This is a genomic window from Nocardia sp. NBC_01377 (assembly GCF_045040005.1).
Taxonomy (GTDB): Bacteria; Actinomycetota; Actinomycetes; order Mycobacteriales; family Mycobacteriaceae; genus Nocardia; species Nocardia noduli.
The window spans coordinates 7,457,228-7,483,033 of sequence record NZ_CP109566.1; the positions used below are offsets into that span (position 1 = coordinate 7,457,228).

The 25,806-nt window shown below is 62.7% G+C and carries 24 protein-coding genes and 1 tRNA gene; 21 read left to right on the forward strand and 4 right to left on the reverse strand.

Going from position 1 to position 25,806, the window contains the following annotated elements:
* Window positions 1–30 precede the first annotated feature (30 nt).
* The gene (locus tag OG225_RS34370) at window positions 31–1,023 is read right to left on the reverse strand and encodes a LysR family transcriptional regulator (RefSeq protein WP_405178946.1); all 993 of its coding nucleotides are present in this window, start codon (window positions 1,021–1,023) and stop codon (window positions 31–33) included.
* Between the two features lie 214 nt (window positions 1,024–1,237).
* Here OG225_RS34370 and OG225_RS34375 point away from each other — a divergent pair, with 214 nt between their 5' ends.
* The 11 genes from OG225_RS34375 (at window position 1,238) to OG225_RS34425 (ending at window position 12,539) form a co-directional block, all read left to right on the forward strand.
* Window positions 1,238–2,227 (forward strand): L-tyrosine/L-tryptophan isonitrile synthase family protein, encoded by a 990-nt coding sequence (locus OG225_RS34375; RefSeq protein WP_405178947.1) that lies wholly within the window; start codon window positions 1,238–1,240, stop codon window positions 2,225–2,227.
* Window positions 2,224–3,006, forward strand: a complete 783-nt coding sequence (locus OG225_RS34380; RefSeq protein ID WP_405178948.1) for a TauD/TfdA dioxygenase family protein — start codon at window positions 2,224–2,226, stop codon at window positions 3,004–3,006. The genes OG225_RS34375 and OG225_RS34380 overlap by 4 nt, the downstream gene beginning before the upstream one ends.
* A gap of 232 nt (window positions 3,007–3,238) precedes the next feature.
* A complete protein-coding gene (locus OG225_RS34385) occupies window positions 3,239–4,249 on the forward strand; it encodes a styrene monooxygenase/indole monooxygenase family protein (protein WP_405178949.1) in 1,011 nt (336 codons plus the stop codon).
* Window positions 4,246–5,388, forward strand: a complete 1,143-nt coding sequence (locus tag OG225_RS34390) for an LLM class flavin-dependent oxidoreductase (protein WP_405178950.1) — start codon at window positions 4,246–4,248, stop codon at window positions 5,386–5,388. The genes OG225_RS34385 and OG225_RS34390 overlap by 4 nt, the downstream gene beginning before the upstream one ends.
* A gap of 14 nt (window positions 5,389–5,402) precedes the next feature.
* Entirely contained in the window at window positions 5,403–6,605 is a 1,203-nt protein-coding gene (locus OG225_RS34395; protein ID WP_405178951.1) for a styrene monooxygenase/indole monooxygenase family protein, read from the forward strand.
* Between the two features lies 1 nt (window position 6,606).
* Window positions 6,607–7,125, forward strand: a complete 519-nt coding sequence (locus tag OG225_RS34400) for a cupin domain-containing protein (protein ID WP_405178952.1) — start codon at window positions 6,607–6,609, stop codon at window positions 7,123–7,125.
* A 51-nt stretch (window positions 7,126–7,176) separates the two neighbouring features.
* A complete protein-coding gene (locus tag OG225_RS34405) occupies window positions 7,177–8,349 on the forward strand; it encodes an MFS transporter (RefSeq protein ID WP_405178953.1) in 1,173 nt (390 codons plus the stop codon).
* On the forward strand, window positions 8,346–9,233 hold the full coding sequence (locus tag OG225_RS34410; RefSeq protein WP_405178954.1) for a sulfurtransferase: 888 nt from the start codon (window positions 8,346–8,348) through the stop codon (window positions 9,231–9,233). The genes OG225_RS34405 and OG225_RS34410 overlap by 4 nt, the downstream gene beginning before the upstream one ends.
* A complete protein-coding gene (locus OG225_RS34415) occupies window positions 9,230–9,997 on the forward strand; it encodes an SDR family NAD(P)-dependent oxidoreductase (protein ID WP_405178955.1) in 768 nt (255 codons plus the stop codon). The genes OG225_RS34410 and OG225_RS34415 overlap by 4 nt, the downstream gene beginning before the upstream one ends.
* 38 nt (window positions 9,998–10,035) lie before the next feature.
* The gene (locus OG225_RS34420) at window positions 10,036–10,893 is read left to right on the forward strand and encodes an LLM class flavin-dependent oxidoreductase (RefSeq protein ID WP_405178956.1); all 858 of its coding nucleotides are present in this window, start codon (window positions 10,036–10,038) and stop codon (window positions 10,891–10,893) included.
* A gap of 1,454 nt (window positions 10,894–12,347) precedes the next feature.
* Window positions 12,348–12,539, forward strand: a complete 192-nt coding sequence (locus tag OG225_RS34425; RefSeq protein ID WP_405178957.1) for a hypothetical protein — start codon at window positions 12,348–12,350, stop codon at window positions 12,537–12,539.
* A gap of 491 nt (window positions 12,540–13,030) precedes the next feature.
* Here the strand turns inward: OG225_RS34425 and OG225_RS34430 are convergent, their stop codons facing one another.
* A complete protein-coding gene (locus OG225_RS34430) occupies window positions 13,031–13,483 on the reverse strand; it encodes a hypothetical protein (RefSeq protein WP_405178958.1) in 453 nt (150 codons plus the stop codon).
* 651 nt (window positions 13,484–14,134) lie between these two features.
* Between OG225_RS34430 and OG225_RS34435 the strand changes: the two genes are divergently transcribed.
* The gene (locus OG225_RS34435; protein WP_405178959.1) at window positions 14,135–15,004 is read left to right on the forward strand and encodes a helix-turn-helix domain-containing protein; all 870 of its coding nucleotides are present in this window, start codon (window positions 14,135–14,137) and stop codon (window positions 15,002–15,004) included.
* A gap of 99 nt (window positions 15,005–15,103) precedes the next feature.
* On the opposite strand, the gene OG225_RS34440 is transcribed toward OG225_RS34435, so the two are convergent.
* The gene (locus tag OG225_RS34440; protein WP_405178960.1) at window positions 15,104–15,370 is read right to left on the reverse strand and encodes a DUF397 domain-containing protein; all 267 of its coding nucleotides are present in this window, start codon (window positions 15,368–15,370) and stop codon (window positions 15,104–15,106) included.
* A gap of 161 nt (window positions 15,371–15,531) precedes the next feature.
* Here OG225_RS34440 and OG225_RS34445 point away from each other — a divergent pair, with 161 nt between their 5' ends.
* The 7 genes from OG225_RS34445 to OG225_RS34475 all read left to right on the forward strand — a co-directional run bounded on the left by OG225_RS34445 (window position 15,532) and on the right by OG225_RS34475 (window position 23,086).
* Window positions 15,532–16,551 carry a BTAD domain-containing putative transcriptional regulator gene (locus OG225_RS34445; protein ID WP_405178961.1) on the forward strand — a complete coding sequence of 340 codons (1,020 nt, stop codon included), beginning with the start codon at window positions 15,532–15,534 and terminating at the stop codon, window positions 16,549–16,551.
* A complete protein-coding gene (locus tag OG225_RS34450; RefSeq protein ID WP_405178962.1) occupies window positions 16,551–18,767 on the forward strand; it encodes a hypothetical protein in 2,217 nt (738 codons plus the stop codon). The genes OG225_RS34445 and OG225_RS34450 overlap by 1 nt, the downstream gene beginning before the upstream one ends.
* Before the next feature lie 2 nt (window positions 18,768–18,769).
* Window positions 18,770–20,023, forward strand: a complete 1,254-nt coding sequence (locus OG225_RS34455) for a hypothetical protein (protein WP_405178963.1) — start codon at window positions 18,770–18,772, stop codon at window positions 20,021–20,023.
* Complete coding sequence (locus OG225_RS34460; protein ID WP_405178964.1) at window positions 20,013–21,365, forward strand: DUF4407 domain-containing protein; 1,353 nt, start codon at window positions 20,013–20,015, stop codon at window positions 21,363–21,365. Before OG225_RS34455 ends, OG225_RS34460 begins: the two co-directional genes overlap by 11 nt.
* Window positions 21,366–21,744: 379 nt before the next feature.
* Window positions 21,745–21,817 (forward strand) — tRNA-Ala (locus OG225_RS34465).
* Window positions 21,818–22,331: 514 nt separating this feature from the next.
* A complete protein-coding gene (locus tag OG225_RS34470) occupies window positions 22,332–22,673 on the forward strand; it encodes a hypothetical protein (protein ID WP_405178965.1) in 342 nt (113 codons plus the stop codon).
* On the forward strand, window positions 22,670–23,086 hold the full coding sequence (locus OG225_RS34475; protein ID WP_405178966.1) for a hypothetical protein: 417 nt from the start codon (window positions 22,670–22,672) through the stop codon (window positions 23,084–23,086). Before OG225_RS34470 ends, OG225_RS34475 begins: the two co-directional genes overlap by 4 nt.
* Before the next feature lie 12 nt (window positions 23,087–23,098).
* Here OG225_RS34475 and OG225_RS34480 read toward each other — a convergent pair whose 3' ends face one another.
* Window positions 23,099–23,824: a hypothetical protein gene (locus OG225_RS34480; protein WP_405178967.1), complete on the reverse strand. Its 726-nt coding sequence runs from the start codon at window positions 23,822–23,824 to the stop codon at window positions 23,099–23,101.
* 137 nt (window positions 23,825–23,961) lie between these two features.
* Between OG225_RS34480 and OG225_RS34485 the strand changes: the two genes are divergently transcribed.
* Window positions 23,962–24,384, forward strand: coding sequence for a hypothetical protein (locus tag OG225_RS34485; RefSeq protein WP_405178968.1), 423 nt, complete (start codon window positions 23,962–23,964; stop codon window positions 24,382–24,384).
* Window positions 24,385–24,813: 429 nt separating this feature from the next.
* A complete protein-coding gene (locus OG225_RS34490) occupies window positions 24,814–25,713 on the forward strand; it encodes an RDD family protein (protein ID WP_405178969.1) in 900 nt (299 codons plus the stop codon).
* Window positions 25,714–25,806 lie beyond the last annotated feature (93 nt).

Sequence of the window (25,806 nt, forward strand, 5' to 3'; positions counted from 1 at the left end):
CAAATTCGAAATATCTTGTACCACAATAGTTTATGTGGATTCTGCGGCTACCTTCGCCCGCTCGAGTGCATCCGCTCGAGCGGAGCCACCCTGCTGGTAGTCGTTGACGACTTCTTGCAAGATCGCCACCTTCGCCGCAACCGGGTTACCCGGGTGCCAAGCGATGCCGAATATGCATTCGGTGAGGTCTTCGACGTCGAGGTAGCGCAGGTCGGGTCGGGGATAAAGATCGGCGGCGACTGCTGGCACGAAGGCGACCGTGCCGCCGAGCGAGACGGTGGACAGCAGCGACTCGAAACTCGAACCGGGGTGCGCGGCATAGCGGACCTGGGAGCCGTCCGGCCGCGGATTGACCGACCAGAAGTCGTGACCTGCGCGGAATGTCGGTGATACCAGGCTCGTAACCCGATGGTCGGCAAAATCTGTCAGGCCCAGTGACGAGCGCTCTGTCAGTGGATCGGAGCTCGCGACGCACGCCAGACGTGGTTCGACAGCGAGTGGTTCGCAGTGCAGGTCGTTCGGTACCGGAAAATGGGCGAAGGCCGCGTCGATCTCTCCCGATTGCAAGGCCAGGAGTTGATCGCTGAATCGATCCAGCACTCGAATGTCCGGACCGAGATCGGGGTGGAGCTCGCTCAGCGCCGCGATGATGCTGCGGGTGGACGCCAACGCGGTGAAACTCTCACACACCCCGAGCCGAAGACGTTCGGATCCAGACGTCATGCGACGTGCGATATTGCGCAACTCATCGGCCGCATCCACCACGCTGCGGGCTGCGGGCAGCACCGCGTGCCCGGCGGCGGTCAGGTCGACCCGGCGACTGGAACGGTGGAACAGTGCGACGCCGAGGCGTTCCTCGAGAGAGCGGATCTGCTGGCTCAGGGCGGGTTGGGTCAGGTACAGCCGACGTGCGGCGCGACCGAAGTGAAGTTCCTCGGCGAGGGTCAGAAGTAGTCGCAGCTGATGAGTGGTCGGATCGTCGATGCCGGCCAGACGGAGCTCGGATTGATCAATAATCGACACATTATCAAATTACACCGATTCTAATCGTTGCGCCATTGCTGGTCGGTGTGCTCTGCTGGCAGGCTGTTGATACGGAAGGTCGGACATCATGAGATGCCGACCGACCGCCGGATCGATCGCAGGCTGGGCCGTAGGCGGTTCGAATCGGGTCAACGGGGACCGAGAATCAGTGGTATCTCCCGGCGCACTCGGGGGTGGATTTTGAGTTTGGAGAGTGGCTGTCGCCATGTCTGTGGAGAATGAAATTTCCCGCAAAGTTCTGGAATTCTTACACCGATATCAGCGCGTCCATCAGTCGGGCGAGGAGGTTCCCACAACGTCGGATCGCATCGGCGAAGCCTACGAGAAACGTAAGTCGAAGATCGATTACTTCGTCCGTCGCAACGAGGCTATCCATTTCGTGATACCGGCTTTTCCGGCGAAGTCACCGAATCGGAGCAAGGTGCTGGGTTCATCCCCAGATCTCGGCGAGAATATCGCACTCGGATTCTTACAGTCGCTGTGTGACTACGTCGGCCATTTCTATTCGCCGGGCGCTCGCATCACTATCTGTTCGGACGGTCATGTCTTCGGCGACGTGGTCGGCGTGTCCGACATTCTTGTGAGCGAATACCGCGACGATATAGAGAAGGTCGTCGCCACCGCAGGATGGATGTCCCTGGACATGTTCGGATTGGACGATGCTTTCGACAGTCGGGACTACCCGCACTTGCGCGGTGTGCTCGAGTCCGACTACTCCGACTCACTCGAAGAATTAAAGGAGAACATCCGAACCGACGCCGCTACACGTGCACTCTTCGATGGTATTCATCGATTCATGTTCGAGGATGCCATGAGCGCGTACGACGGGGAGGTCTCGAAAACGAAGATTCGTAATCGATCGAAGGAAAGTGCTTATCAGACCATTCGGCGCAGCAATGCTTGGAGCCGCGTGGTGTCGGAGCACTTCCCAGATGCGATCCGGTTGTCGATTCACCCGCAGCCGCCGGATTCGGAGAAGTTCGGGCTGCATCTGGTGGGAACAAGCGACAGCTGGCTCACTCCGTGGCATGGTGTCGTTCTCGACGATGGAGTCCATCGCAGGCTTGTAAAGCGTTGGAGAGCAGAGGAACTCGGGGCAACCATGGTCTCGCGGCACAACCGCCCGAGTCATTTCGTCGCTCCGCATATCGCTGCGGATTCCGAGAAGGAGCTTTCTGCGTGACTGTCTCACACAATCCTCTGCAACCATTCGGTCGCGTGGTCGAGGCATCCGGTGATGCACAGATCTCCGATATTCCGGTCGAGACCTTGGGTCGATGGGCGGTGGAGTCCCGCGTGCTGGTGTTGCGCGGCTTCTCGCTGCTGGAAACGCAGGAATTCGCCGACTACTGTCGGCGCTGGGGCGAAGTACTCGAATGGGAGGTCGGCGAAGTCGTTGACCTGGTCGTTCAGGACGACCCGAAGAACTATCTCTTCGCCAGCGGTGATGTGCCCTTCCATTGGGACGGCGCCTTCGTGGAATCCGACCCACGATGGTTCTTCTTCCAGTGTCTCGACGCGACTCCGGATGCCGGTGGTGAGACCGTTTTCTGCGACACTACGGCCGTGTATCGAGATGCCGACGACACCTCTCGGAAATTGTGGTCGAAGATCAGTCTCACGTACTCGACAGAAAAGCTCGCACATTATGGGGGCAAGGTCACCGAGAAGCTTGTCTCGCAGCATCCGGCAACCGGGCTTCCGGTTCTTCGTTTCGCGGAACCACTGGATCCGAATGTCTACCGAAACCCGGTCTCCGTCACGGTGGACGGTATCGAGAAGGACGCGGATGAGCTGTTCCTGAAGGAACTTTCCGAGCGTCTGCACCGCCGGGAGTACTGCTATTACCACACTTGGCGCAAAGGTGACATCCTCATCGCCGACAACTTCTCGCTGGTGCACGGAAGAAACGCGTTCAGCGGGCCGACGAGGCGGCACCTGCAACGTGTCGAAGTGATTTGATATGGGTACATCTATCGGAATTGTCGGGGCAGGCATATCAGGTCTGCATCTCACGCTGAGGCTGCAACAACTCGGAATCGAATCGACCCTGTATTCGCGCCAGTATCCGGACGAGATCCGAAGCGGGCCGCCGCTGAATTTTGTCACCCGTTTCGCATCCACTAGGGAGCGTGAGAATTCGCTCGGAATCACCGAATGGTTGTCGAGCGAATTCGACAACCCATGGATGCACATGCGAATCGAGGGTGAGGAATCCCTCGTCCTTCGGGGCGCGTTGCCGCGGCCGGCCAGCTCGGTCGACTTCCGGATGTATCTGGCAGGACTGCTCGAGTCGGTGACCGGGCGCGGTGGGACGGTTGTGCGGTTTCGACCGGAGGACAGCCGGGATCTCGCCGACCTCGCCGCGCGCCACGATCTGCTGGTCGTCGCGGCGGGGCGTGCCGAGTTGCAGGATGTGTTTCCCCGGGATCCGGCGCGATCCCCCTTTCGGACGGCGCCGAGAATCCTTGCGGGCGGACTCTTCCAGGGCATCGCGCCGCCGGATCCGCCGGGCATGACCATGAACATGATCCCGGGGGTCGGTGAGATCCACGCGCCGACCTTTCATTCGTTCGGCGGCCGTGTAACAGCTGTGCTGATCGAGGCGGTGCCCGGCATGGCGTTCCAGACCGTCACCCAGCCCGAGCATCGCGTCGATCCCGAACTGTTCGCAAAGCGGGTGCTCGACCTCGTCACCACCCATGCGCCATCCCTGCGTGAGCGCATAGACGACAAGGAGTTCGGCCTGACCAGGCCTATCGATGTCATGCATGGCGCGTTGGTGCCCACGGTCCGCCGGGGGTGGGCCGAGATGGGCGAAGGGCACGCTCTGGCGATCGGCGACGCCTGGATCGTGAACGACCCGCTCACCGCGCAGGGGGCCAATCTCGGTTCGGCGCAGGCTTTTCAGGTCGCGCAAGCACTGGCATCGCACCAGGGTGCCTACAACGCCGACTTCTGTAAGACGCTCTCCGAACAGTTGTGGGCAACGGCGCAACCGGTCGTCGACTGGACGAATATGTTCCTCGGTGCTCCCGCACCTCAGGTCCAGTCACTTCTCACCGTCGCGGCCGGTGACCAGCGGGTCGCTGACGCATTCATTGCGAATCTGGATGATCCACCGGCGATGTGGCACAGCATCAGCAGGCCCGAGCACACCGCGGCGTTCATCGAAGCGGCGCAGTCGACGAGGAGCGAGCAGTGACGGTGAACGTCGGATTGGTCTGGGATGCTGTCGGTTCCGTCGACAGCGGGCGTGGCCTGCTCGACCTGGCTCGAACGCATGGCCTGGATGCCTTCCTGGTATTCGACCATCTGATCAACGCCTTCCCGAGCCAGGCATGGGATACGAACTTCACCTACCTGGCGTCGGAGTCGCCGACACCGGACCGATGTCTCGACTTCGCGACGGTGTTGGGCAACTTCGCGTCGTCCGCCGGTCCGGTCCAGTTGATTGTCGGGGTCACCGACCCGATTCGACGGCACCCGGCGATTCTGGCGCAGACGGCATTGACGCTGGCACAGTTCACCGAACGGCCGCCGGTGCTCGGTATCGGAGCGGGCGCGTTGGAGAACCTGCAACCCTACGGTCTGCCGCACGATCGCCGAGTTGACCGGGTGGAGGAGGCACTGCAGATCCTGCGCATGCTGCTGGGCGGGGTCGGGCCGCACGATTTCCGAGGCAAGCACTTCACCCTGGATCAGGCCTTGATGGGTCTGCGGGCTCCGGAAGGTCTGGAGCCACGGTTATGGGTCGGTGGCAGTCGTGACCGGATGCTCGCCTTGACCGGTAGATACGCGGATGGATGGCTGCCAGCGGAACTCGTTGTGCCGCAGGAGTACACGCGTCGATTGCGGGTCGTCCGGCAAGCGGCAGAGACCGCGGGCCGGGATCCGGCGGCAATCGTCGCCGCCGGTGGGGTGCCCATAGTGGTCGCCGAAACCGATGGGCAGGCCCGTGCGCTGCTGAACTCCACCCCCATCCGGTTTCTCGCTCTGCACGCCGGAGCCGAAGCGTGGGGTGCGCACGGTGTCGAGCACCCCTTCGGTGCCGAGTACCAGGGGCTGAAGGATCTGTTGCCGCATGTCCTGACACGCGAAGACGTACAGCATGCAATGGCAGTGATCCCGGACCGGGTCGTAGCGGATCAGGTGCTCGTCGGGAGCAGGCAGACCGTGCTCGACCGGATAGGCGAGCTGGTCGACGCGGGTCTCGAACACCCGATGTTGATACCGGCGTCGGCCATGGCTTCGCCCGAGGCAGCGGCGTTCACCCTCGAGTCGGTGGCCTGGCTGACTCGCGAACTCCGTGCTCCCGCACAGATCGGAGAAATCACCGTATGACCACCATCGGCATTGTGGGAACCGGGATTTCCGGTCTGCAACTCGCCCTGCGGCTCCAGCAACTCGGGATCGAGGTCATGGTCTACTCCGCACAGGAACTCGACCAGCTTGCGACCGGGCGACCCCGCAACTTCCCGGCTCGATTCGGCCCCACCCAGCAAAGAGAACGGCAACTCGGAGTTTTCGACTGGGACACTCCCGACGCCCAGGTGCGGCGCTGGGATGTCACTGTCGGCACGGGCGATCGCACCCTGGCATTTCACGGAGAGCTGCGTCCGCCGTCGAGCGTCGTGGACTTCCGGCTCTACCTACCGCACCTGTGCGCCAGGTTCACCGAGCGTGGCGGAAAGGTCGTCGTCGGAACGCGACCGATCACCGACGTGGCCGAGCAGCACGACCTGGTGGTGGTCGCCAACGGCGATCGCTCGATGCGGGAGTTGTTCCCACGTGACGCTTCGCGCTCGGTGTTCGACGCTCCCCAGCGAACCCTTTGCAGCGGCTTGTACCGCGGAATCGGCGAGGACACACCACAATCGCTGGACCTGTGCCTGCTCCCCGGCGTTGGGGAAATCTTCCGGATCCCGTTTTTGACACCACAAGGCAGGGCCGATGTGTTGGCGTTCGAAGCTGTTCCCGGCGGACCGCTCGAGCCGATCTCCAAGGTCGATCCCGCTGTCGAACCCGCGACGTTCTACCGTGGGGTCCTCGCTCTGCTCGGCGAATTCGCGCCCGGACTCCGAGAACGTGTCGATTCCGGGGATTTCGCGCTCATAGGACCCGGCGAGCTGGCGCGGGGCAGCGTGACCCCGACGGTCCGCCACGGCTGGGCGTTGCTGCCGAACGGCAAGTGCGCCATCGCGATCGGCGACGCGTGGATCACCAACGACCCGCTGACCGCGCAGGGCGCGAATCTCGGTTCGCACACAGCGTTCGCGCTCGCCGATCTGCTCGTGGCGGAGACGGGCCCCTACGACGAGGCGTTCTGCCGGGGCGCCTCGGAGCAGCTGTGGGCACATGCCCGCAACGTTGTGGACTGGAGTGCCGCGTTTCTCGGGCCCCCGCCGGCACACACCACCACGCTGTTCGCGAAGGCCGCCGAGGACAAACGGATCGCCGAAGCGTTCATCAACAACTTCAACGACCCGATCGCGATGTGGCAGACCCTGTCCAGCCCCCGGGGAACCGAGTCGTTCCTCGGCGAATTCATAGAGGAGTGACATGACCAATTTGGACATCGGGATCGACGACAAAGGGATCCTGATCCCGGAGGCCGAACAGACTGCGGTTTCCCTGCTCGATGGGGTCGCGCACATCCGGGTCCCGGGTGAGACCACGCGGGACTCCTTCACGGTGGTGCAGCACACCGGTAAGCGCGGATACAACACCCCGTTGCACTATCACCACATCGAGGACGAGGTGTTCCTGGTGCTCGACGGTGCGCTCCGCATGGTCTGTGACGGACAGGAGCAGCTCGCCGAGGCCGGGACGACGATGGTCATCCCGCGGATGGTCCCGCACGGATTCGTCGCCATCTCGGACGAGGTCAGGTTTCTCACCATTCACTCGACTCCGGACCTGGGCAACAAGCCCCAGTTCGATCTGTTCCTCGCCAACGAGATGCCACCCGCGCAGGCGACCCGGATGCCGACCGAGGACGTCGGTCCCGATCTCGACCACATCATTTCGCTCGGTACCACCTACGGGTACAGCTATGCGGGCCCCGCGCCGATGCCCTAGCGACGGCTCCTCACACATCGACCAATTCCCGAACGGAGAGAGAAGAGAACCATGCGGTTGAGTCTCGCATCACTTGTGTTGTGCGTCTTCGGCATCACCACCGGCGAGTTCGTCATCGCGGGGATCCTGCCCGACGTCGCCGCCGACCTGGATGTCTCCATCCCAGCCGCTGGGCTCCTCGTCACGGCATACGCGATCGGAATGATCATCGGTGGTCCTACGCTGACCGCTCTCACCACTCGATTTCCCCGCAAACCCCTGATGGTGACGCTGCTGGTGATCGCCGTCTTGGGCAATATCGCATCCGCGCTCGCGCCCGCCTACGAGGCCCTGTTCGCAGCCCGGATCATCACCGCGCTGGTGACGTCGACCTTCTTCGCCAACGCGATCGTCACCGCAGTGTCGACAGCACCGGAAGGCAAGCAGGCTTCGACGGTGTCGAAACTGGTCTTCGGGATGAACCTGGCGATGATCCTGGGCGCGCCACTGGGCACCTTCATCGGTTCCCAGTACGGATGGCGTGCCACCTTCGCGGCGGTCGCCGCGGTCTGCGCACTCGGGTTACTGCTGGTGACCCGGCTGGTCCCGGCGGTGGCGAACGCAGGCGGGTCCGCGCTGGCCGAGATGCGGGTATTCCGCAGTCGTGATGTGCAATTGGCGATCGCGATCACCGCGATCGCCAATGCCGGAGTGCTGATGGTGTTCACCTATTTCTCGCCGCTGCTGACCGATGTCAGCAACTTCACCAGTGGCTCGGTCGCCGGCTGGCTGCTGGTCTACGGTGTCGGCGCGACCGTGGGCAACCTCATCGGCGGTCGCCTGTCGGACCGGGCCCTGATGCCTTCGCAGATCGGGTTGCTGACCCTGTTGACCGGAGCGCTCGCTGTCATGTGGCTGGTCAGCGCCAACGCCGTGCTCATCGCGGTGATGGTGTTCGTCCTCGGCGCACTGGGCTTCTCGGTGATCCCCGGGATGCAGGCACGAGTGCTGAGCACTGCGGCGGCAGCGCCGACACTGGCCATGGCGGTGAACGCGTCGGCCTACCAGCTCGCCGCCGCCTTCGCGGGCTGGCTGGGTGGGCGAGTCATCGACAGCAGCGGCCTGCGATCGGTGTATCTGGTCGCGGCCGCCGTCACCGTCGCCGGAATCGCCTTGAGTGGCGTGGCGTGGTACCGCGACCGCGTGGATACCGACCTCGACGACCCGAAAGTGGCTGTGGCGTGAGCGAATCAAATAATTCCAGAGGACGCGGAACCGCGCTGGTGAGCGGAACCTGGGCCGAGGAGAATCTCGGTACACCTGGTCTGGTGTTCATCGAAACCGGCAACGAGCAGGCGGACTATCTGCGCGGGCACGTGCCGGGCGCGATATGGATCGGTTGGTCGGAGTTCCAGGATGAACTGACGTTGGGCCTCATCGGACCGCACCAATTCGCTGATTTGCTGTCCGCGAAGGGGATCAGCAACGACGACACCGTTGTCATCTATTCCGTGGCCTCCAATTTGCTCGCGGCACTGGCCTATTGGTACTTCACGCACTACGGCCACCGGCATGTGAAACTGCTCGACGGTGGCCGCCGGAAGTGGGAATTGGACAAGCGTCCGCTGGCTACGGACCTACCTGCGCCTCGCCCAGCGGTCTATCACATGCCCACGCCGGACCCTTCTGTGCGTGCCGGACGCAATGACGTCATCGCCGCGATCGGTGCGGCGAGCATCGTCGACGTCCGAACCCCGGACGAGTACAGCGGCCTACTGTTCGCGCCCGCTTTCGCCGGACCCGCCTTCGCACCGGGCAATAGTCCGTACGAGGTCGCCCAGCGATCGGGGCATATTCCGGGAGCGGTCAACCTGCCCTGGGACGAAGTTGTCAATCCCGACGACACTTTCAAATCCGACGACGAACTGGCCACACGGTTCGGCGGCCTCGACGTGGAGGCCGGCGTGATCACCTACTGCTGGGTCGGTGCTCGATCAGCCCACACCTGGTTCGTACTCCGGGAATTACTCGGCCACGACGACGTCAAGAACTACGACGGTTCATGGGCCGAGTACGGATCGTTGCTCGGCGTTCCGGTCGAACGCCCGATGCAGAAAGGAAGCCGGTGACCACAGGCAATCTTCACGGCAAGGTCGCTCTGGTGACCGGAGCCAGTTCAGGTATCGGTGAGGCCGCAGCGAAGACACTGGCGGCGCGCGGAGCCGCTGTGGTGCTGGCCGCCCGGCGAATCGACCAGCTGGACCGAGTTTCCACCGAGATCGCCGAACTCGGCGGAAAGGCCGTCGGTGTCGCTACCGATGTCACGGTGGACAGCGATCTCGAAAAAGCCGTCGCCACTGCGGTAGACCAGTTCGGCGGCCTGGACATCGCGTTCAACAACGCGGGGTCACTCAGCTCGATGGGACTCGTTGCCGAACAGAACCCCAGCACGTGGACCGCAGACGTCAACACGGTGCTGACCAGCACCTTTCTGTCGATGCGCCACGAGATCATCGCCATGCAGCGGCGGGGTGGCGGCGTCATCATCAACAACGCCTCACAGCTGGGCGTCGTGGGCTTCGGCGCGGGTATCAGCGCGTACGTAGCGGGCAAGCACGGCGTGATCGGGCTGACGAAAGCCGCGGCCCTCGAATATGCCACGCAGAATATCCGGATCAACGCCGTGGCGTTCGCGTCTGTGGATACGCCGATGTACCGGTCGTCGGTCGGAGCGGACGAGGACGCTGCGGCGCTGTTCCGATCGCTTCACCCCCTGGGCCGCATCGCCACTGCCGAGGAAGCGGCTTCCTCGGTCGCCTATCTCGCGACGGAGGAAGCGGGATTCTTCACCGGCTCGGTGCTGGTGATGGATGGCGGCTGGACCGCCCAGTGACAGTCGGCCCGTCCCAGCCCAAGTCCCGGTTCGGAGTGATGCTTTATCCGGACGAGAACCTTCCCGTTCTGCTCGACCGGATCCGATGGCTCGAGGAGTTGGGATTCGATCAAGTCTTCCTGCCGGACCACAGCGGCGATCTACGGGATCGACGCCGACAGTGGTATGACAGTTGGGCGGTGCTGGCGGCCGCGGCGGTGAGCACCCGGCGAATCCGCCTCGGCATGCTTGTCGCGAACCAGATCCTGCGTCCACCGTCGCAGCTGGCCCGACAAGCCATCACGATCGACCACGCCTCCCACGGCCGCTTCGAGCTAGGAGTCGGCGCTGGACTGTTCGCGTGGGATCACCACAGCGTGGGCCAGCATCCTTGGCCGCCCAAGGAGCGGATGCGGCGGTTCACCGACTATGTCGCGATTGTCGATGGTCTGCTGCACGCCCGCGAGGAGATGTTCAGCTACACCGGAGACGAGCTCTGGGTGAGGGAAGTTCCCACAGCTCCTGGTTCGTGGCAGTCACCCAGGTTGCCACTCATTGTGGGAGGTCAGTCACCCACGATGCTCCGGGTGGCAGCGGCGACCGCGGACGTATGGAATACCCATGGTCCGCCCGGTGCCTCCGATATCCAGGTCCTGCAGGCTACGGCGGAGCAGACACACAGAATCGACCACCTAGCCGAAGCTGCCGGCCGGAATCCGGCCGCGATCCGCCGGTCGTACACGATTTTCGGGCCATGGGATCCGCGCGGGGGACGACACAGCTACGAGGAGATCTTCGACCGTTTCGGTGCGGTAGGGATGACGGACTTCGTCCTGGACTGGCCGGTCCGTTCACAACTCGACGAGTTCGAACGCATCGCGCGGGAGGTGCTGCCCGACCGTCGAACTCGCAGCTGATGGCGCCGTCTGTCGCGCAAATGGTTCGAGACCGGCGACCTGGCATTGCGCGTGGGGAGAGCGTCGGAGTCGGTGGGACCGAATTACGTAGTAGGGTGGGGAGGCACTTCGGGTGTCCCTGCGCGCGTATCTACTGCAGATGATGGGCCTCGCATCTGTGGAAGATGACGCGGAGGCTTGCCATGAGCATCGCTACTCCCCGCAACCTGCGCGAGACCCATTCGACTACGACGCCCGGGGTGACGGCCTTCGCCGGTTCTGCACCAGCGCCGAACGGCTGCGGGCGGCGAGAATCCCAACCCGGTCATCGGCACAGCCATCCCAACTGCCCGTCCTAAAGTCCACGAACGCATCGAAACGATCGGTCTCGCGCGCCTGCCCACCGTCCGGCACGGCCATGTGAAGCACTGCGTCTGATTCGACCGCCGCGCCGGTGAGTCGCGCGAGTGGATTCGTGCACTGCCCTGGACCGCTGCGGTGATTCCGGGCGTCGCAGGCCCGATCCATCAGTCGCTCGGGACTGATGGATCGATGGGCCCTAACCTGCTGATGGCGCGGTCATCAGAGCGGGCCCGACCCCGCCGAAACCCCCTGATGTCCGTGACATCAGAAGGGTGCTATCTTGTGTAGCGAAATGTAGTGCCGTGTCGCGAACCGGCAGTTGAGCGGCAGTGAAAATGCAAGGTCGGCTCGCTGACCAGGCAAAACAGTGGAGTGGATTGACGTTCAAGTCCTCCTAGGCCCACACCTTTTTGCCAGGCTCTCGGCTATCGTGCCGATGGAGACCTACTCCTTCCAATCAGTGCGTACGTCAACGCCGATGGCAGGATTGGTCTTTCATCCCCCGGAATGCTCACCGCCACATCTGCTGCCTCGAGGCGTCACAGCACATCGGGGTGGGCAGATCCAGATCTGGTGACGCGACGTCGAGAACATCCGTCGAGTATGTGGAACCTTCGACGCCACCTCGACACCCGAGCGGATGCCACAACGCTCGACAGTGCGGAACTTTCACAACGCGCACAAGTCCCCGAGATCCAACGCGTCGGTGCCGCGCGATGAGTGGCTACCCGTCGATCGTCTGCATGAAAGACCTCCGAAAGCTCAGGACCATCAAGACTCCCCAGGGATTCCTCGAGGATTCCTCGAGGAATCCACAAGGACAACTTCGTAGATCCCCCGGTCAGCGCCTGTGCATGAACGCGGCTGTGGATACTGTGGAAATTCAGCCGGTGAGTTCCTGTGCATAAGCGGGCAGACCCTGCATGGGGACGCGCGAGGTCGAGGTGCCAGCTGTATCGCGGTCCCTTCCGGCCAGCTGACGGCCATAGGGCCGTCTGCGCGCAGACTTGACCTCTAATTGCGGTCATGCGGCCGAACAGGCGCGGTGCCGGTGTTCGAGACGAGTCGAGTACGCGGTGTCGACCGGACGGGCAGATCCGCGGCGGCGGGAGGTGGCTTCCCATCCCGTCAGCAGCGGAGGCCGTAACGCCGAGGCGGCCGAGTCGCAGATGATCGCGTTGCACGACGCCGCGGCAGTGATCAGCGTCCGCCCGGACTACGCTTCCCCCAGCGCGAAGATGAAAGCCGTCGCCGGTCTCCTGAAATCCGGGCGGTTCTCCATGCTGGTAGGCGAATCCGAGTAGACCAGGAACTCTTGATTCGGCGCGGTGAGCGATCCGAGGCGTGCGGGAATTCCATTCCGAATGGACTGCGGGGTCGCGAGTCCTGACCCCGACTCGCAGATATTTTTCCGGCGGACTCGACGCTGAATTGATCTACCGATGAGTAGCATTTCGCCGCAGACGCTCCGGACTGGTACTCGCTTTCTCGGCGGGTCGACCGACCTTGCTGAACAGAAAGCGGAAACCGGAACGCTCCACCTGTCCGTGACGGTCTGCCACGGACAGATGGAGCGTGGGATTCGTGTTCGCTTGTCGGCCGAGTCGATGTGTCAACCGAGTGTTCGGTGAACCACGTCGACCTCGGCCAGACGAACCGAGACCAGTACGAAAGAGCGGATACGCGACGGGCGATCAACCCCGTCACAGTCGGCCCCCGTACATCGATATTCAGCTTTCCGGTAACCGAACGCGATTGGATTACCGGAAAACGAGGGTCATCGATCCCGAAGGGATCAGGGCAGGACCTGCGGAATGATATTCGGGGCGATCGCGCCGACGATCAAGCCCACCACGGCACCCTGGATGGCAGGGCCGAGGGCGCAGAGCGGAATGAGCAGAATGCCCACGAGGGAGACGGCACAGACGACAGCGCCCAACGCGCCCCCGACGACCGCACCCGCCGCGGCGCCGTTGGCCAGCGGATCATGGTTGGCCGCATTCGGATCCGTGGCGATATCCTGCAGGTCCGAAGCCGCGATCGGCTGGTCGATATCCGAAGCGGCGGCCGGCACGAATGCGGGAGCCGTGTTCGGAACCGCTTCAACCTGCACGGTTGCCGCTGCCAGCGGTGCGAGGGCAGGGGCTTCGGCAGAAGCCGCTCCCGCGCCCGCGAAAGTTACCGCGACCGCCAGCGGCAAAGCGGCGACGAGTGCCTTACGACCGATTTTTCCGATAGTTCTACGCATGATTTTCCTAGCCTCCCGACCCCCGCGACACGCTGACTCTTCAAGCGTGCGCAATGTATCTGTGTTGCGAATTGCAACGATCAAGTTCTATCCGATCTTGGTCGGCGAATCAACTCCTGGCGTCGAAATGCGCACACACGGAGTCGGGTTCAACGACGAGGTGATCGGTTGCGTCGCGGGATTATTCGAACAGTTCGGCTATCGCCGCGAAACACTCCACCGGGCCGAGTGCTGACGACGTCGTCGGAAGTTCCGTATTTCAGAGGCGCGCGGCCTTCCCGCGCCACGGTCCGATGCGTCGAAATCGGTGCTCGAATCAGGTGGTGCGGAACCTCGTAGAGCAGGTCGCGTACGGCCGGTGACCTTTCGCGGCCCGTCGAACCGGTATCGGCATATCGCGACCGGCGATGTCGGTCATCGTCGACTGTCCGACCGTCCTGCCCTTGCCACCAGCGGACGGTCGACTACTGCCGGTGCCTCGGAGACGGTGCGGAACATGCCCGACGATAAGGCTTTTCCGTGCCGATCGGTCTCATACGCGTGCCTGTCGTCTGTTCGATCGACTATGCCGGAGCGTGTTGGTCGCGGTATGCTGAATCAAAATGAATCAGGAGGTATATTCTCGAATCACCTGCACGAAGGAGACTCGCGATGAGCCCGGACGATCTGACGGTCAAGTTTCCACGGCGCGCCCGACTAGCGGAGGAGTTGCGTGGACTCCGGGATCTCACCGGCATCTCGGGTCGCGTTCTCGCGCATCGGATCGGAGTGAGTCAGGCAAAGGTATCGCGAATCGAGAACGGGGGTACCGTGCCGACGCTGCCGGAAGTGGAGGCGTGGAGTCGCGAGCTCGGACTGTCGGAGGACACCTGGCGGCGACTGTCCGCTATGACGAAGGAGGCGCACAACGAGGCTCAGTCGTGGCGTACCCGGCTCGCGGGGAAGGAGCACCTGCAGAACGAGGTGCTCGAAAACGAGTGTGCGGCAACCAATGTGCGAATATTCCAGTCTTCGATCGTGCCAGGGTTGCTGCAAACACCCGACTATGCCCGCGCCGTGTTCTCGATGCTGCTGCCGCCGGGGGACACGGCGGGGCGCGCCGCTGCGGTCGCCGCGCGGATGGACCGTCAACTCGAGATGTACGAAGGCCGAAGGAATTACCAGTTCCTGATCACCGAGGCCGCGCTGCGGTGGCGACCATGTGAATGGAACAGCCTGGCGGTGCAAATCGATCGGATCGCTCACCTCGCGACTTTGGACAATGTTTCGATCGGATTGATTCCCTTCGGTGTTCGAGCGTTGACGATGACCGGACACGGATTCGTACTGTATGACAGAGAACGATCGAGCGATGCGACAGTCGAGACGGTTCACGCCGAAATGAAGATCATCGACCCCGATGACGTCGATACCTACGAGAACCAGTGGTCGCTGCTGACACGCATGTCGATATCCGGTGCGGCGGTGCTGAATTTCATGACCGAACTCGCGGCCCAATTCCGAGCGAACTCGGACGAATGATGCGAAAAGGAGTACGGACGAAATGAATTGAAGGCCCTGCCTCGGCGGGGGCGTGGTGCTCACCAAGAGGGGAGGTGAGCACCACGGCCGAGCTATAGATCAGATCGCGATGCCCAGGATGATCCGGGCCACCGCGCTGATCCAGCGGATCGCACGGGTTTCCGCGCCGAATTCACCGGTCACCACACCGTGGACGAACGCATCCCATTCCCTCTTCGTGAACCAGAGGACCGGACCACTCGGGTCCTTGGAGTCGCGTACTCCGGTCCAGCCATCGATATGGGTGATTTCCACGCAATCCCCGAGGCCGCTGAAGCTGCTTTTGTGGAAAACCGCTGTGGCGGACCATTCTTCGAAAACCGACATTGTTGTCTCCCTTCGTTTCGGCAGTGGTTCTTGCCGATACGAGAAGGAGACATCTGTGAGGTCGGTCTTCAGCCGTGTAAGAGCTGGGTGGCGCACCGGGTATTGCACCGGGTGCGTCACAGGGCGCGATATCGCGCAAATCTTCGAATGAGGTACTCGAATTGACAGGAAGTATCGAGCCGGTCGTCGTCGTGGAGAACGATGAACTGATCGGTGAGCACCGGACACCCGTGAGTTTCCAATTTCTCGGCCCGTTCCGAGCGATGCGTGGAACAGTCGAAATCGAACTCGGCGCCCCCCGTGAGCGGCGGTTGCTGATTGCCCTCCTACGTTCCGCTGGACATTGGATCAGCAGGGACGAACTCGTTACCTGGGTGTGGGATGTACCGCCCACCCATCCGCGGGCGCTGGACGAGGTCGCGGGCTTCCTACGGAACGGCAGTCTGGCCGAGTTGGGACTCTCGGATCAGTTCACGAGCAGGGACGGCAGATGCCGGCTCGATGTGGACTCCGACTGTGTCGACGCACATCGACTGAAGCGCCTTGCCGCGCGTGCCGACGAGGTTCGCGGCGTCGCGCACCGGGATCTGCTGCGCGCCGCGCTCGGCTTGCGACACGGGGAGCCGCTGGAGGATATCGGCGGTCAGCGGATCGATGCCTACCGAGGCGAGTTGACCGCGCGCTATCGCCGAGTCGAGATCCTGTACAACCAGTTGGAGGTCAGGACGGGTCGTGGGGCGACCCGATTACAGGATCTGGAGCGGCTCCACGAACAGGATCCGGTGGACGTGCTCACGGCCGGTCTGTACATGTGCGCTCTCTATCTCGCGGGTAACCCGACCCGCGCTGATGCTGTTCGCGGCGCACATGTGGAACAACTGTTCGAGTACGGGCTCGAAGTGCCACGCCAGTTGGCTGACCTGCAGCAGGCGATGTTGTCGGGCGCGAGCGATCTCGGTGTCGCGGGCGCGTATTTTCTCGGTGGTCCGTTCCGGCCGATCAATGACGCCGACCCCGATGCCGAGGTTCCGCCGGAGTCCGAAGAGCTCCCGACAACCGCTCAGGACCGAGTAGCAGCCATCCACAGCACCGTGACCACCAACAACGGCGTGGTCAACGCCATCGGTTCGATCACCACCGATTATCTGAACCTGGGTATCGACAAGCGGCGGTCCGGGTAGTGGCCGAGCAGACAGCCGAACCCGACGGCGACCCCGGGGCCAATGAAGACGCGCCGGGCGAGATGTACACCGACGCCGGTGTTGCCGCCGAAGGCTCCGAACCCTCGGCCGATCGCACCGCGGAACCCGGTGAGCCACCCGTCGATGATGGATCCGTCGACAGGGATCGGAACCGCGCCGCGGGGCAGCAGTCCGATGTGGGCAACGGGAAACCGGGTACCGAGTCCGACGTCGGGGAGCCCGCAGAAGGCGTCGACGACGGTCAACTCTGGGACGTTCCGCGGTCTTCGCCTACCTACGCGGTGTACACCTCGATCGCGTCGGCGAATATCGGGTCCGCCAACTTCGGGGCCGACGCGAGGCAGGTACGCAGCCCGGCGGCACGCGCGACCGGACGGATCACGGAATCCGACCTGGCCGATCTGCGCAAGGGCTTCGTCGAGCCACCGGGATTCGTCGACGCCGCGAAAACCATCGCCTCGGAACATCTGACGTTCTTGTTCGGGCCGCGCGGGCGGGGCAAACGAACCTCGGCTCTCCAACTGCTGCGCAAGTCGGTCGACAAAGACATCTTTCTGCTGTCGCCGCGTATGAGCGGGACCGAACTGGCGGAGCGCGCCTACAAGGCGGGCTGCGGCTACGCGTTGATCGACCACGCCGGAGACAGCGGCAAGGAGGGCGCGTTCAGTTGGCGGCTGCTGCGCGATCGGCTCACCGAGGCCGATGCCCGTCTGGTCATCACCACCTCGGTACTGCTCCCGGAGGTTCCGGGCGAGTTCCGAGTGAGCGAATGGCGAACACCCGATATGGCGAGTGTGCTGCGCGAGCGGATGGCTGTCGAACTGCCGGACACGGATATCGAACTCCTCGACAGTGTTCTCTGCGATGTGGTGCGCGTCGGCGACACCGCCGAACTGGCAAGGCGACTCACCGACGGCGAGGCCATCGAGGACGCGGTTCGGAATCTGGACGCCTCTGCCGCGGAGGCAGTACGGGAATGGTTCGACAGGTCGCCCAGTCGTCGCCGCATCGCTGAGGTGACGACCATGGCTTTCGCGGTAGACGCGCCGGTACGGACCTACGACAGGATGCTTGGCGGTTTGCTGCGCAGGCTGCACGAGGCCGATCCCGAGGAATCGGCCACCGAGCCCGAAGCGGCCATGCGACCCCTGCGGTCGGGCATCATCGAACCCGGCGGTTTGATCGTCAAGCACACCACCACGACCGAGATCGGCGCCAGGACCGATTTCGAATTCGAGAAGCCGGCCTACCACCACCATGTGGTGCGAGCACTGTGGGAACGCTACGACAGCGAAGGTCTGTGGAATCCGGTCCGACTATGGCTCGACGACGCAGTCGATGCCGGTGATCTGTCGATAGTGACCGGTCTTGCGGCGTTGAGCGAGGTCGATATCAACGAGGTGCTGGAGATCATCGACCCGTGGTCACGTCGCGAGCGTGGGCTCGTCGGGCAGTTCGCCGCTATGTCGGTGCTCGGCGCGATGGCATACCAGGACGAACTCGCGCCGACCGCGTTGCGGATCGCCACGGTGTGGATCTGCCGAGGCGATCCGGCGCAACGGCATACCGCTGCCGCCGCGTTCAGCGTCGAACTCGGTATCCGATATCCACATGACGCGGCGACCAGGTTGTGGCAACTGAGCGTGCAGCCACATACCTCCGCCGGGGATGTCGACCACGCGTTGCCCACGCTTTTCGTCAGTCTGGTCACGGTCGATTCGAATCCGTCGGTTGTTTTGTCGATGCTCGCGACGAAGATGCGCAAGCTGCATCGGCCCGGCGCGGATATCGAATCGCGCGCGCGGGTGAACGCTCTCGCGCTGCGGGTCATGTCGGTGCGCGACCGGTTCGCCGGACGCAGGTCGCTCGGTAGGTATCTGGCATTGGACGGCGCACGCGCGGACACGGTCGCGGAGGTATGGACACGAATCCTCGAGAATCGTCCGACCCGCCGTGATTCGTTGGCGCTGTTCCCGATGGTGGTCGAGGATCTCGTGAACAACGAAGAGAATGCGGAAGGGCTGCTGCGGGAACTGGCTCAACAGATCGGTGCTCTGTACACGGGTGTCCGTGCCGACCATTTCGTGACGGACTTCCACCGCGTCAATCTCGGCTCGAGAAATAAGAGCAGTACGAAGGTCGCGGCTCTGATGAGAATATTTGTAGCCGAATTCAGCAAATTTGCGAGGAAATAGAGATGAGTGACAAGTACCCCGTTGTCACGGGTAATGTACTCGAACCGGTGCCCGCTAAGAAATTTCTGGGCCCGAAGAGGATACGGGATATAGAGCAGATTCCGCGATGTGGTTCTCACCAACGATTGATCTATCGTGTCGGAAACGACTACGTACTGGACAACGGCGCGCTCTCGATGGATTCGGATACGGTCCTCGAAGCGACGCACGTCAGTCTCATCGACATGTCCCGTGATGCGGAAGTGCCGGTCATCGTCGGTATCTCGTCCCAGGACGCAGGCAGTTTCCAGTTGCGAGTGGTTTTCACCTGCACTGTCACCGATCCCGTCGAGGCGCTCCGAGGCGGAACCGAGGACCTCGGCAGTGTCTTGCGGGCCTACGTCCGCAAGCATCCGCGATTCGCCGAACTCGGCCTGGACTTCGATCTTCGGGAGATCAATCCGGCACGTCGGAAGATCACACCTCAGATTCGGGCGTATGTAATGGCGGTACCGCCGGTATATCGGGGTATCAGGACCGAGTTGGCCAGCGTCGAGATCTTGACGCCCCCGCCGGTCGAAAACTACCACGAACAACGCAGGGATAGTCGGGACAAGCACGAGATCGAGTTCGAATATCAAACCAATGAGCAGGTCAAGCGCAGCGCTGCAAGGTCTTATGACCACACTATGGAGCTCAGAGCGCAGCAGCACGAATTAGAACTCGATGCCAATAGGCGCGATTATCAGCGACACCAGTTCCGGCAGCACAGTGGAATCGCGGACGATCCGATGGCCGCGCTCGAATACGCCTACTCGGTGGGTGACATAACGGCCAGGCAACTCGCCGAGGAACGGCTGAAGCGAGAGGACGCCGACCGTGAATTCATGCGTGAGGAGTCGGTCCGAGCACGGGAGTGGGAACGCGCGTCGATCGATCGAAGGGACGAGCAGGAAAGTCTCATCTCCCGGCACAAACGTGAAACCGAACGCCTCGACCTGATGGAGGAGTGGCGAGTCGAGCACAAACGCCTCGAGCTGGCCGCCGAGGATGCCAGACAGAAGCACGACATGCAGAGGGAACTCCTGCGCAAGGCGCTCGACGCCAACATCATCGACCCGCTGAATCTCGAACAGATCATGCACGTCATGTTCTCGAGCGACTCCGATCGGACGAAAACAGGCGAGCTACAGGAAGCCGAGGTGATGGAAAGCATCGACGCGGGCAAGGTCGATGACATCGAGGACGCGGCGGTGAGGGAAGAGGATGACCACTGAGGCAAGCGCATTCGACTCCGATCTGGCACTGGACCTCGTACGGCCGGTCGGCCTCGATCGAAGCAACTTCAGCAGGAGACTGCGTTCCATCATCGGTGTCCGTGAATCACTGCTGAACTGGGTTCCGGAAGAGCGGATGCGCTACACCAGATTGGGCGCGATCGTTCTCAACACGGCAGTCATGGCGGGCTTCTCGCTGACGATCGGACTGTCCGGATTGGTCGGCGCATGGTGGTTCTGGGTGCTGCTCCCCATCGGCTTCTTCTGGGGCTACCTGATTCTCACGATCGACAGCTGGCTGATCTCGAGTACCCATGGAGCGGTCAATGCCGCGAAACTGAAATTGCTGGCACCGCGACTCGTCATCTCGCTGTTGCTGGGTGTGATCATCGCGGAACCGCTCGTACTGTGGATTTTCAAGCCTTCGATCGACGCACAGATCGGTGAGCAGCACAAGACGCAGGTGGATGACTACGAGGGACGGCTGAAGCAGTGCAATCCGACCGACGGCTCGACCGTGGCCGCCGACTGCGGAGCCTTCACCCTGAACGTCGAAGGCAATCCACAGCCGATCGCAGTCGAACACGCGTCAGCCACCTCGAGGCTGACGCAGTTGAGCGCCGCGTTCGAAACGCTGAACACGAAATACGGTGAGCTGGAAGCGCTTGCCAGGGGCGAATGTGCGGGCACCGCGGGAACCGGATTGACCGGCAGGGCGGGGGAGGGGCCCGAATGTGACCGCAACCGGGAGATCGCCGATCGCTTCTACAGTGACAACGAGTTGGGGCGGCGGCAAGCCGACCTGCGGACGCAGCAGGACAAGGTCACTGCGTTGGCCACGGCGCTGTCCGACGCCCAGCGTCACTACGCGGCGGCGCTGACCTCGGCAATCGAGTCGAATGTGGCGGAGAAGACGGAGAACCTGCGAAACCGAGGCATCTTGGACGACCTGGACGCGCTCGGGCAGTTGGCCGAGGAAAACCTGGAGATCAATATCGCCAGCTGGTTGCTGCGGGCATTGCTTGTCGCCGTCGATTGTCTGCCGGTGCTGGTCAAAGTACTCGGCGGCAGCTCAGCCTACGACGCTCTGGTGGCGCAGCAGTTGGAGGCCGCGAAACGCTCCTTTTCCCGCAGGCTGAACCTGCGCGAGTCCGAGGAGTCGGCGGAGGCCGACGTCATGGGATGGCGAATAGACCAGGGAGTGCGCGTGGAGAGACGGGCTATCGATGAAGCTGATCGTGCGGCGAACGTGCGACGAGAGGCCGAGATCGCCGCGGAGATCGATATGCTCGCGCTGCGACTGGAGAACGAGGAGGTCGCGATCGGCGGCAACTCCGGGTGACCATCGCGAACCGTCCGCTGTCGACGTGGGTGCCGCGACATCCACGTCGACAGCTCGACTGTGATCGAATCGCTGTCCGCCGCACGATTCCGGACCGGAACGAGCATGTGGCAAGGTATGACGAGTCGGGAGAGGGCCGCTGACCTGCTGTGTTGACGGCTATAGCAGCAAAGCGTTAGTTTGTGTCGTGAAATGACGTGAATCCCGAATACTCGCGGGCTGTCAACCGATCATCACAGTAGGGTGGGATTATGAAGATTCTTCTCACGATCGGTGTCGTGGTCCTGCTTCTCGTGGGAATCACCAAGCTTCGCAAGCGTGAAGACGCGGATCTGTGGCATGAGGTCACTACCCGCTGAACAATCCTTCAGGGTTACTCGGGGCCTTAGCTCAATTGGCAGAGCACTGCCTTTGCAAGGCAGGGGTTAGGGGTTCGATTCCCCTAGGCTCCACTTCACAGCGAAGCCGCAGGTCATAGATCCGCGGCTTCGTTGCTGTGTGGCATTGCGCGAACCTTGGGTAGGTACAGTTGTCGCGCGCGGGTTCGCGGTCAATTGCCGCTACCCCCGTTTCGGTCCGGAATCCGGCCCGGTCGATCACGATGACCCAGCCCTCGCCCAGCCGCACGGTGTGCGGCTGCTGCCGTGTTCGTCGTAGCCGTGTAGTCACGGTCGAACTTGTGGAACAACCTTCCCCGGTGGGTCGCACTCGATCGCGTTCGTCGAATAGGCCAGCGTCGCGGATGCATGCTGTCGGATCGCATCCACAGCCTCGGCGAACCTTCGTCGAACCGGGCTGCTCGGTCGGTGGCGGTGAGGTCGAATCGAGCCAGTGGAGCGAACGTCGGAACCGTTGTCGATGGAACCGTTCTGTGTGCGGCCGCGTCCAATACGTTGAGGTGCATGAGCTTCCGTCGGAACCTGCCCAGGGTCGGCGCGAGCCAACGCGATTCGGAGGAGTGTGGGTATGGCCGGTGTGCTCGCTGTGGACATCGAGGTTTTGGGTAGGACTGTCCAGTCGTTGAAGAGTGCCGAACAGGTGCTGTCCGAAGCGATGACAGCGATGTCGGCGAACCGGCACGCTGATATCGGTACCAAGGAGTTGAATGCCGCCGCCGACAGCTTCCAGACCCGATGGAAGTACGGTATCGAGCGGATCGGCCAATCCGCTGAGGTGACGGCAGAGGGTGTTTCGAAGTGTCTCGAGGCATACCTGGCGACGGACAATGCTTTCGCGCAGGCACTCGAACAGGCCACCGCCGGTATCGGTGGAGCAGGTACGCAGCAGGGTGCCGAGGAGCGGGCGTGAGCGAGAACCCGTATCCCAACTTGGGATTCAACCCGGTTCCCGGCTCGGTGACCGAGGTGGCGGCTCTACAGGGGCAGATCAGCAAGGCATACGGTGCGGTCGAAGAGACCAACAGCTTGTTGACGCGGTTGCGTGATAGCAATGATGATGTGTGGAAGGGGCAAGCAGGCGATGCGTTCCGCGCTGACTTCGACGCCACTCTGGCCCAGGATCTAGGGTACGCGCAGAGCTCACTCGAAAGGGCGGTCGCGCTGATCCAGGAGTGGCACACCGGTCTGGTCGCTTTCCAGGAAACCGCCAAGGGGCTGGAAATCGAGGCAACTGAAGCCAGGAGCCAGCACACCCAGGCTGTCACCGCGTTGCAGAGGGCTCAGTCGAATCCGGATCTGTCGCTGGCGAGTATGAGTTTCTAGGATTCGGAGAGTCTACGAGCCGCGCAATCCCGTCTCGACGTCGCGGTTGCCCAGGTCCGATCGGCAAACGCGTCGGTCGAGGAGTGGCAAGGCAAGATCGATGCGATCGTCAAGCGCGCACGCGATCTCGAGACGGTCCACGATTCGCTCGCTCGTCGGATCGCTGGTGAGTTGGATGCAGCTGCGAAGGATTTCGCTCCGGGCCCACCGGACAAGAGCATTTGGGATCGGATCACCGATGCTGTCGAATCGCTGGGCGAGTGGATCGATGAGCATCGAGAGGGAATACATCAGGCACTCTCGATCATTGCGGCGGTCGGCAGCGTCATCGCTGTCTGCACACCTCCACCAATCGACATCATCGGTTTCGCCGTAGCGGCAACCGCCACCGTCGGTCTGCTGGGACTCGGCCTGTCCGATCCGGAGATACGGCAAGGTTTGGCCAACGGCGAACTCGACGCGTGGAAGAAGGTCGGTCTCGACTCCCTGGGGATCGCCCCCGTCGGTGGCGCTGGAATCGCGGCAGGAAAGATCGGCTGGGCCGCTCTGCGGGGTGGTGAGGAAGCGGTGCAACTGGGGAGTCATGCCGCACAGGTCGCCGAGGGAGCTGGACTCGGGAAAGCCCTGTACAACGCTGTGACGCACGAGCCCCTGCTGAGTTCGAAAGTCATCGACAAGATCCCCGGGGGTGTCGAGCCTTGTCGAAGGCGCGGGTTTCACGACCTGGGCGCGTGACATCTATCAGGCGACTGGCTATGCCGGTTCGCACACGGCGTCCGTCACATCCCTCGAGGCCGTCGACTTGTTCGCTCGCACCGGAAAATATCTGGGTTCATTCGCGGGTCCGGTCGGATCGTTGATCGGAGGTGACTGATATGTCCTCCGGCGATCCGATCACATCGACCTTGACCGTTTCGCTGCACGACTACGGCGAGCGTAGGAATCCGCGGCTGACACTCGGGGACGTACTGAAGGGCAGATGTGTCGCTGGGGAAAAGTTCGAGAATGCCGAGTTCGTCGAGGTGGCGGGGCGCGCGGTGCTGCTGCTCGACCGCGTGCGATCTGCTCCGACGCCCGAGCTACCCGGGTACGACCTCTCCGATCCAGAGCAGGCGGTCTATCAACTCGAGGCAGTGGTATCCGCGCCGGATGGTTCCGCGATAGCGGTGATCGACTATTCCTCGCCGTTCGTGGGTCACGGCGAGGAGTTTCTGTCGTCCATGCTGATGATTGCCGCGTCGATGGAATTCGTGCTGGGTCCGAATCCGCCCACGGCCGCGTTCTCGCTGGATTTATGAGGTCAAGTCATGCCTGACGGTGGATCGGCCGCGGTGGCCCCTGCGATCTCTTGGCCGGAGACGGCGGTAGTGACGCGGAAAGGGAGAGTCGTTCGCTGGTCACTGCTGTTCTTCGGTTCGGTGTGCTCACTGCTGACGGTGGTACTGATCGACGTCGGCCCTCGGCTGGATTCCCAGCGGCTCTCGGCCCTTGTCGGGATCGGAATGAGTGGCGCTGCGACAGGTGCCACGGTAGGTCTCGTTCTCGGTGGCGGCCTGGTGTGGGTGAGTCGCAGAAGGCGTCGCGCACTCGAACGTCATCCATGGGTTGCGTGGCCGATCAACTACATATCCACCGGCAGATACGAGTGGGTCGAGCTACTCGACGCGGATAGGCAGCCGGTGTCCGCCCTCCTTCTGAGCACATGGCCGAAAGACATAGGGAAACTCGTGAACCACACGACCTCGGAGGTCTGGTTCGCCGGTGATCCGAAAAAGTACGGTGTTGTGTCCCGGCCCGGAGGTGCTGATCTGCGCTATGCGTACTTCTCGAAGAACCGGCAGCCTCCGAGGTTTGTGATCGTGGGGCGCGATTCCGACGGTCGGAAGGATGAGGGGGCCTCGGTGGAAGTGTCCCATACGCTGACCCGGGAACGCGGTCATATTTTCATGAAGCCCGTTGGTGGACAGGCGGATGCGCTGGTGCCGCACGGTGCGAGGGGGGACGTCAGGTACCCGTCGCCACGCATGTTCCGGAGGTTTCTCGCCTTCGCTGTGGACTGGGTTGTCCATGTAGGTCTGGGACTCGGCACGGCGATCGCCCTCAGCCCCGCGTTCTCGGTCGAGGCCGTGACGCGGTTCGATTGGCGGCATCTCGGTGTGCATCCGGCCCTCGTTCTCGGGTGCTGGATGTCGGCGTCGGCGTTGGACCGCATCGGGGCACAGGCTGTGTTCCGTACGACGGTGGGCAAGGCCCTCTTCGGGTTGCGTGTCATTCGCCCTGACGACGGTACTCACCCATCATCGGCGAGGTTGCTGGTTGTGTGGCTGGTCGACCTGTATCTGCTGGTAGCGGCTCCCATCGCGCTTGTCGCTCTCTCCGACCTACCCGGACCGGACAATGTCGACGATTATCTTCTTCCTGCGGTCCGTAGGACAGACCTGAAGCAGACTTCACCGGTCGGTCGAGCCTTGGCCCGCCCACCACTGTCCGGGTGCCTCGGTCGCTTGCGGCGGCGAAGTCATCGAGCGGTTGGGCTGTTTCGCGACGATCCAGCTCATGGCTCCGCACTGCCTCTCAACGGTCGTTCGTCGGCCGACCGGCTCGATCCGGACCGCTGGCCCTTCTAGGGTCGAAGTGTTCGGGTTGTGGAGCATTGGCCCCACTTTCGACCAGCGCGACGCTGGTCTGCGATCACTGGATGTGACGCCGCACCTTGTGGG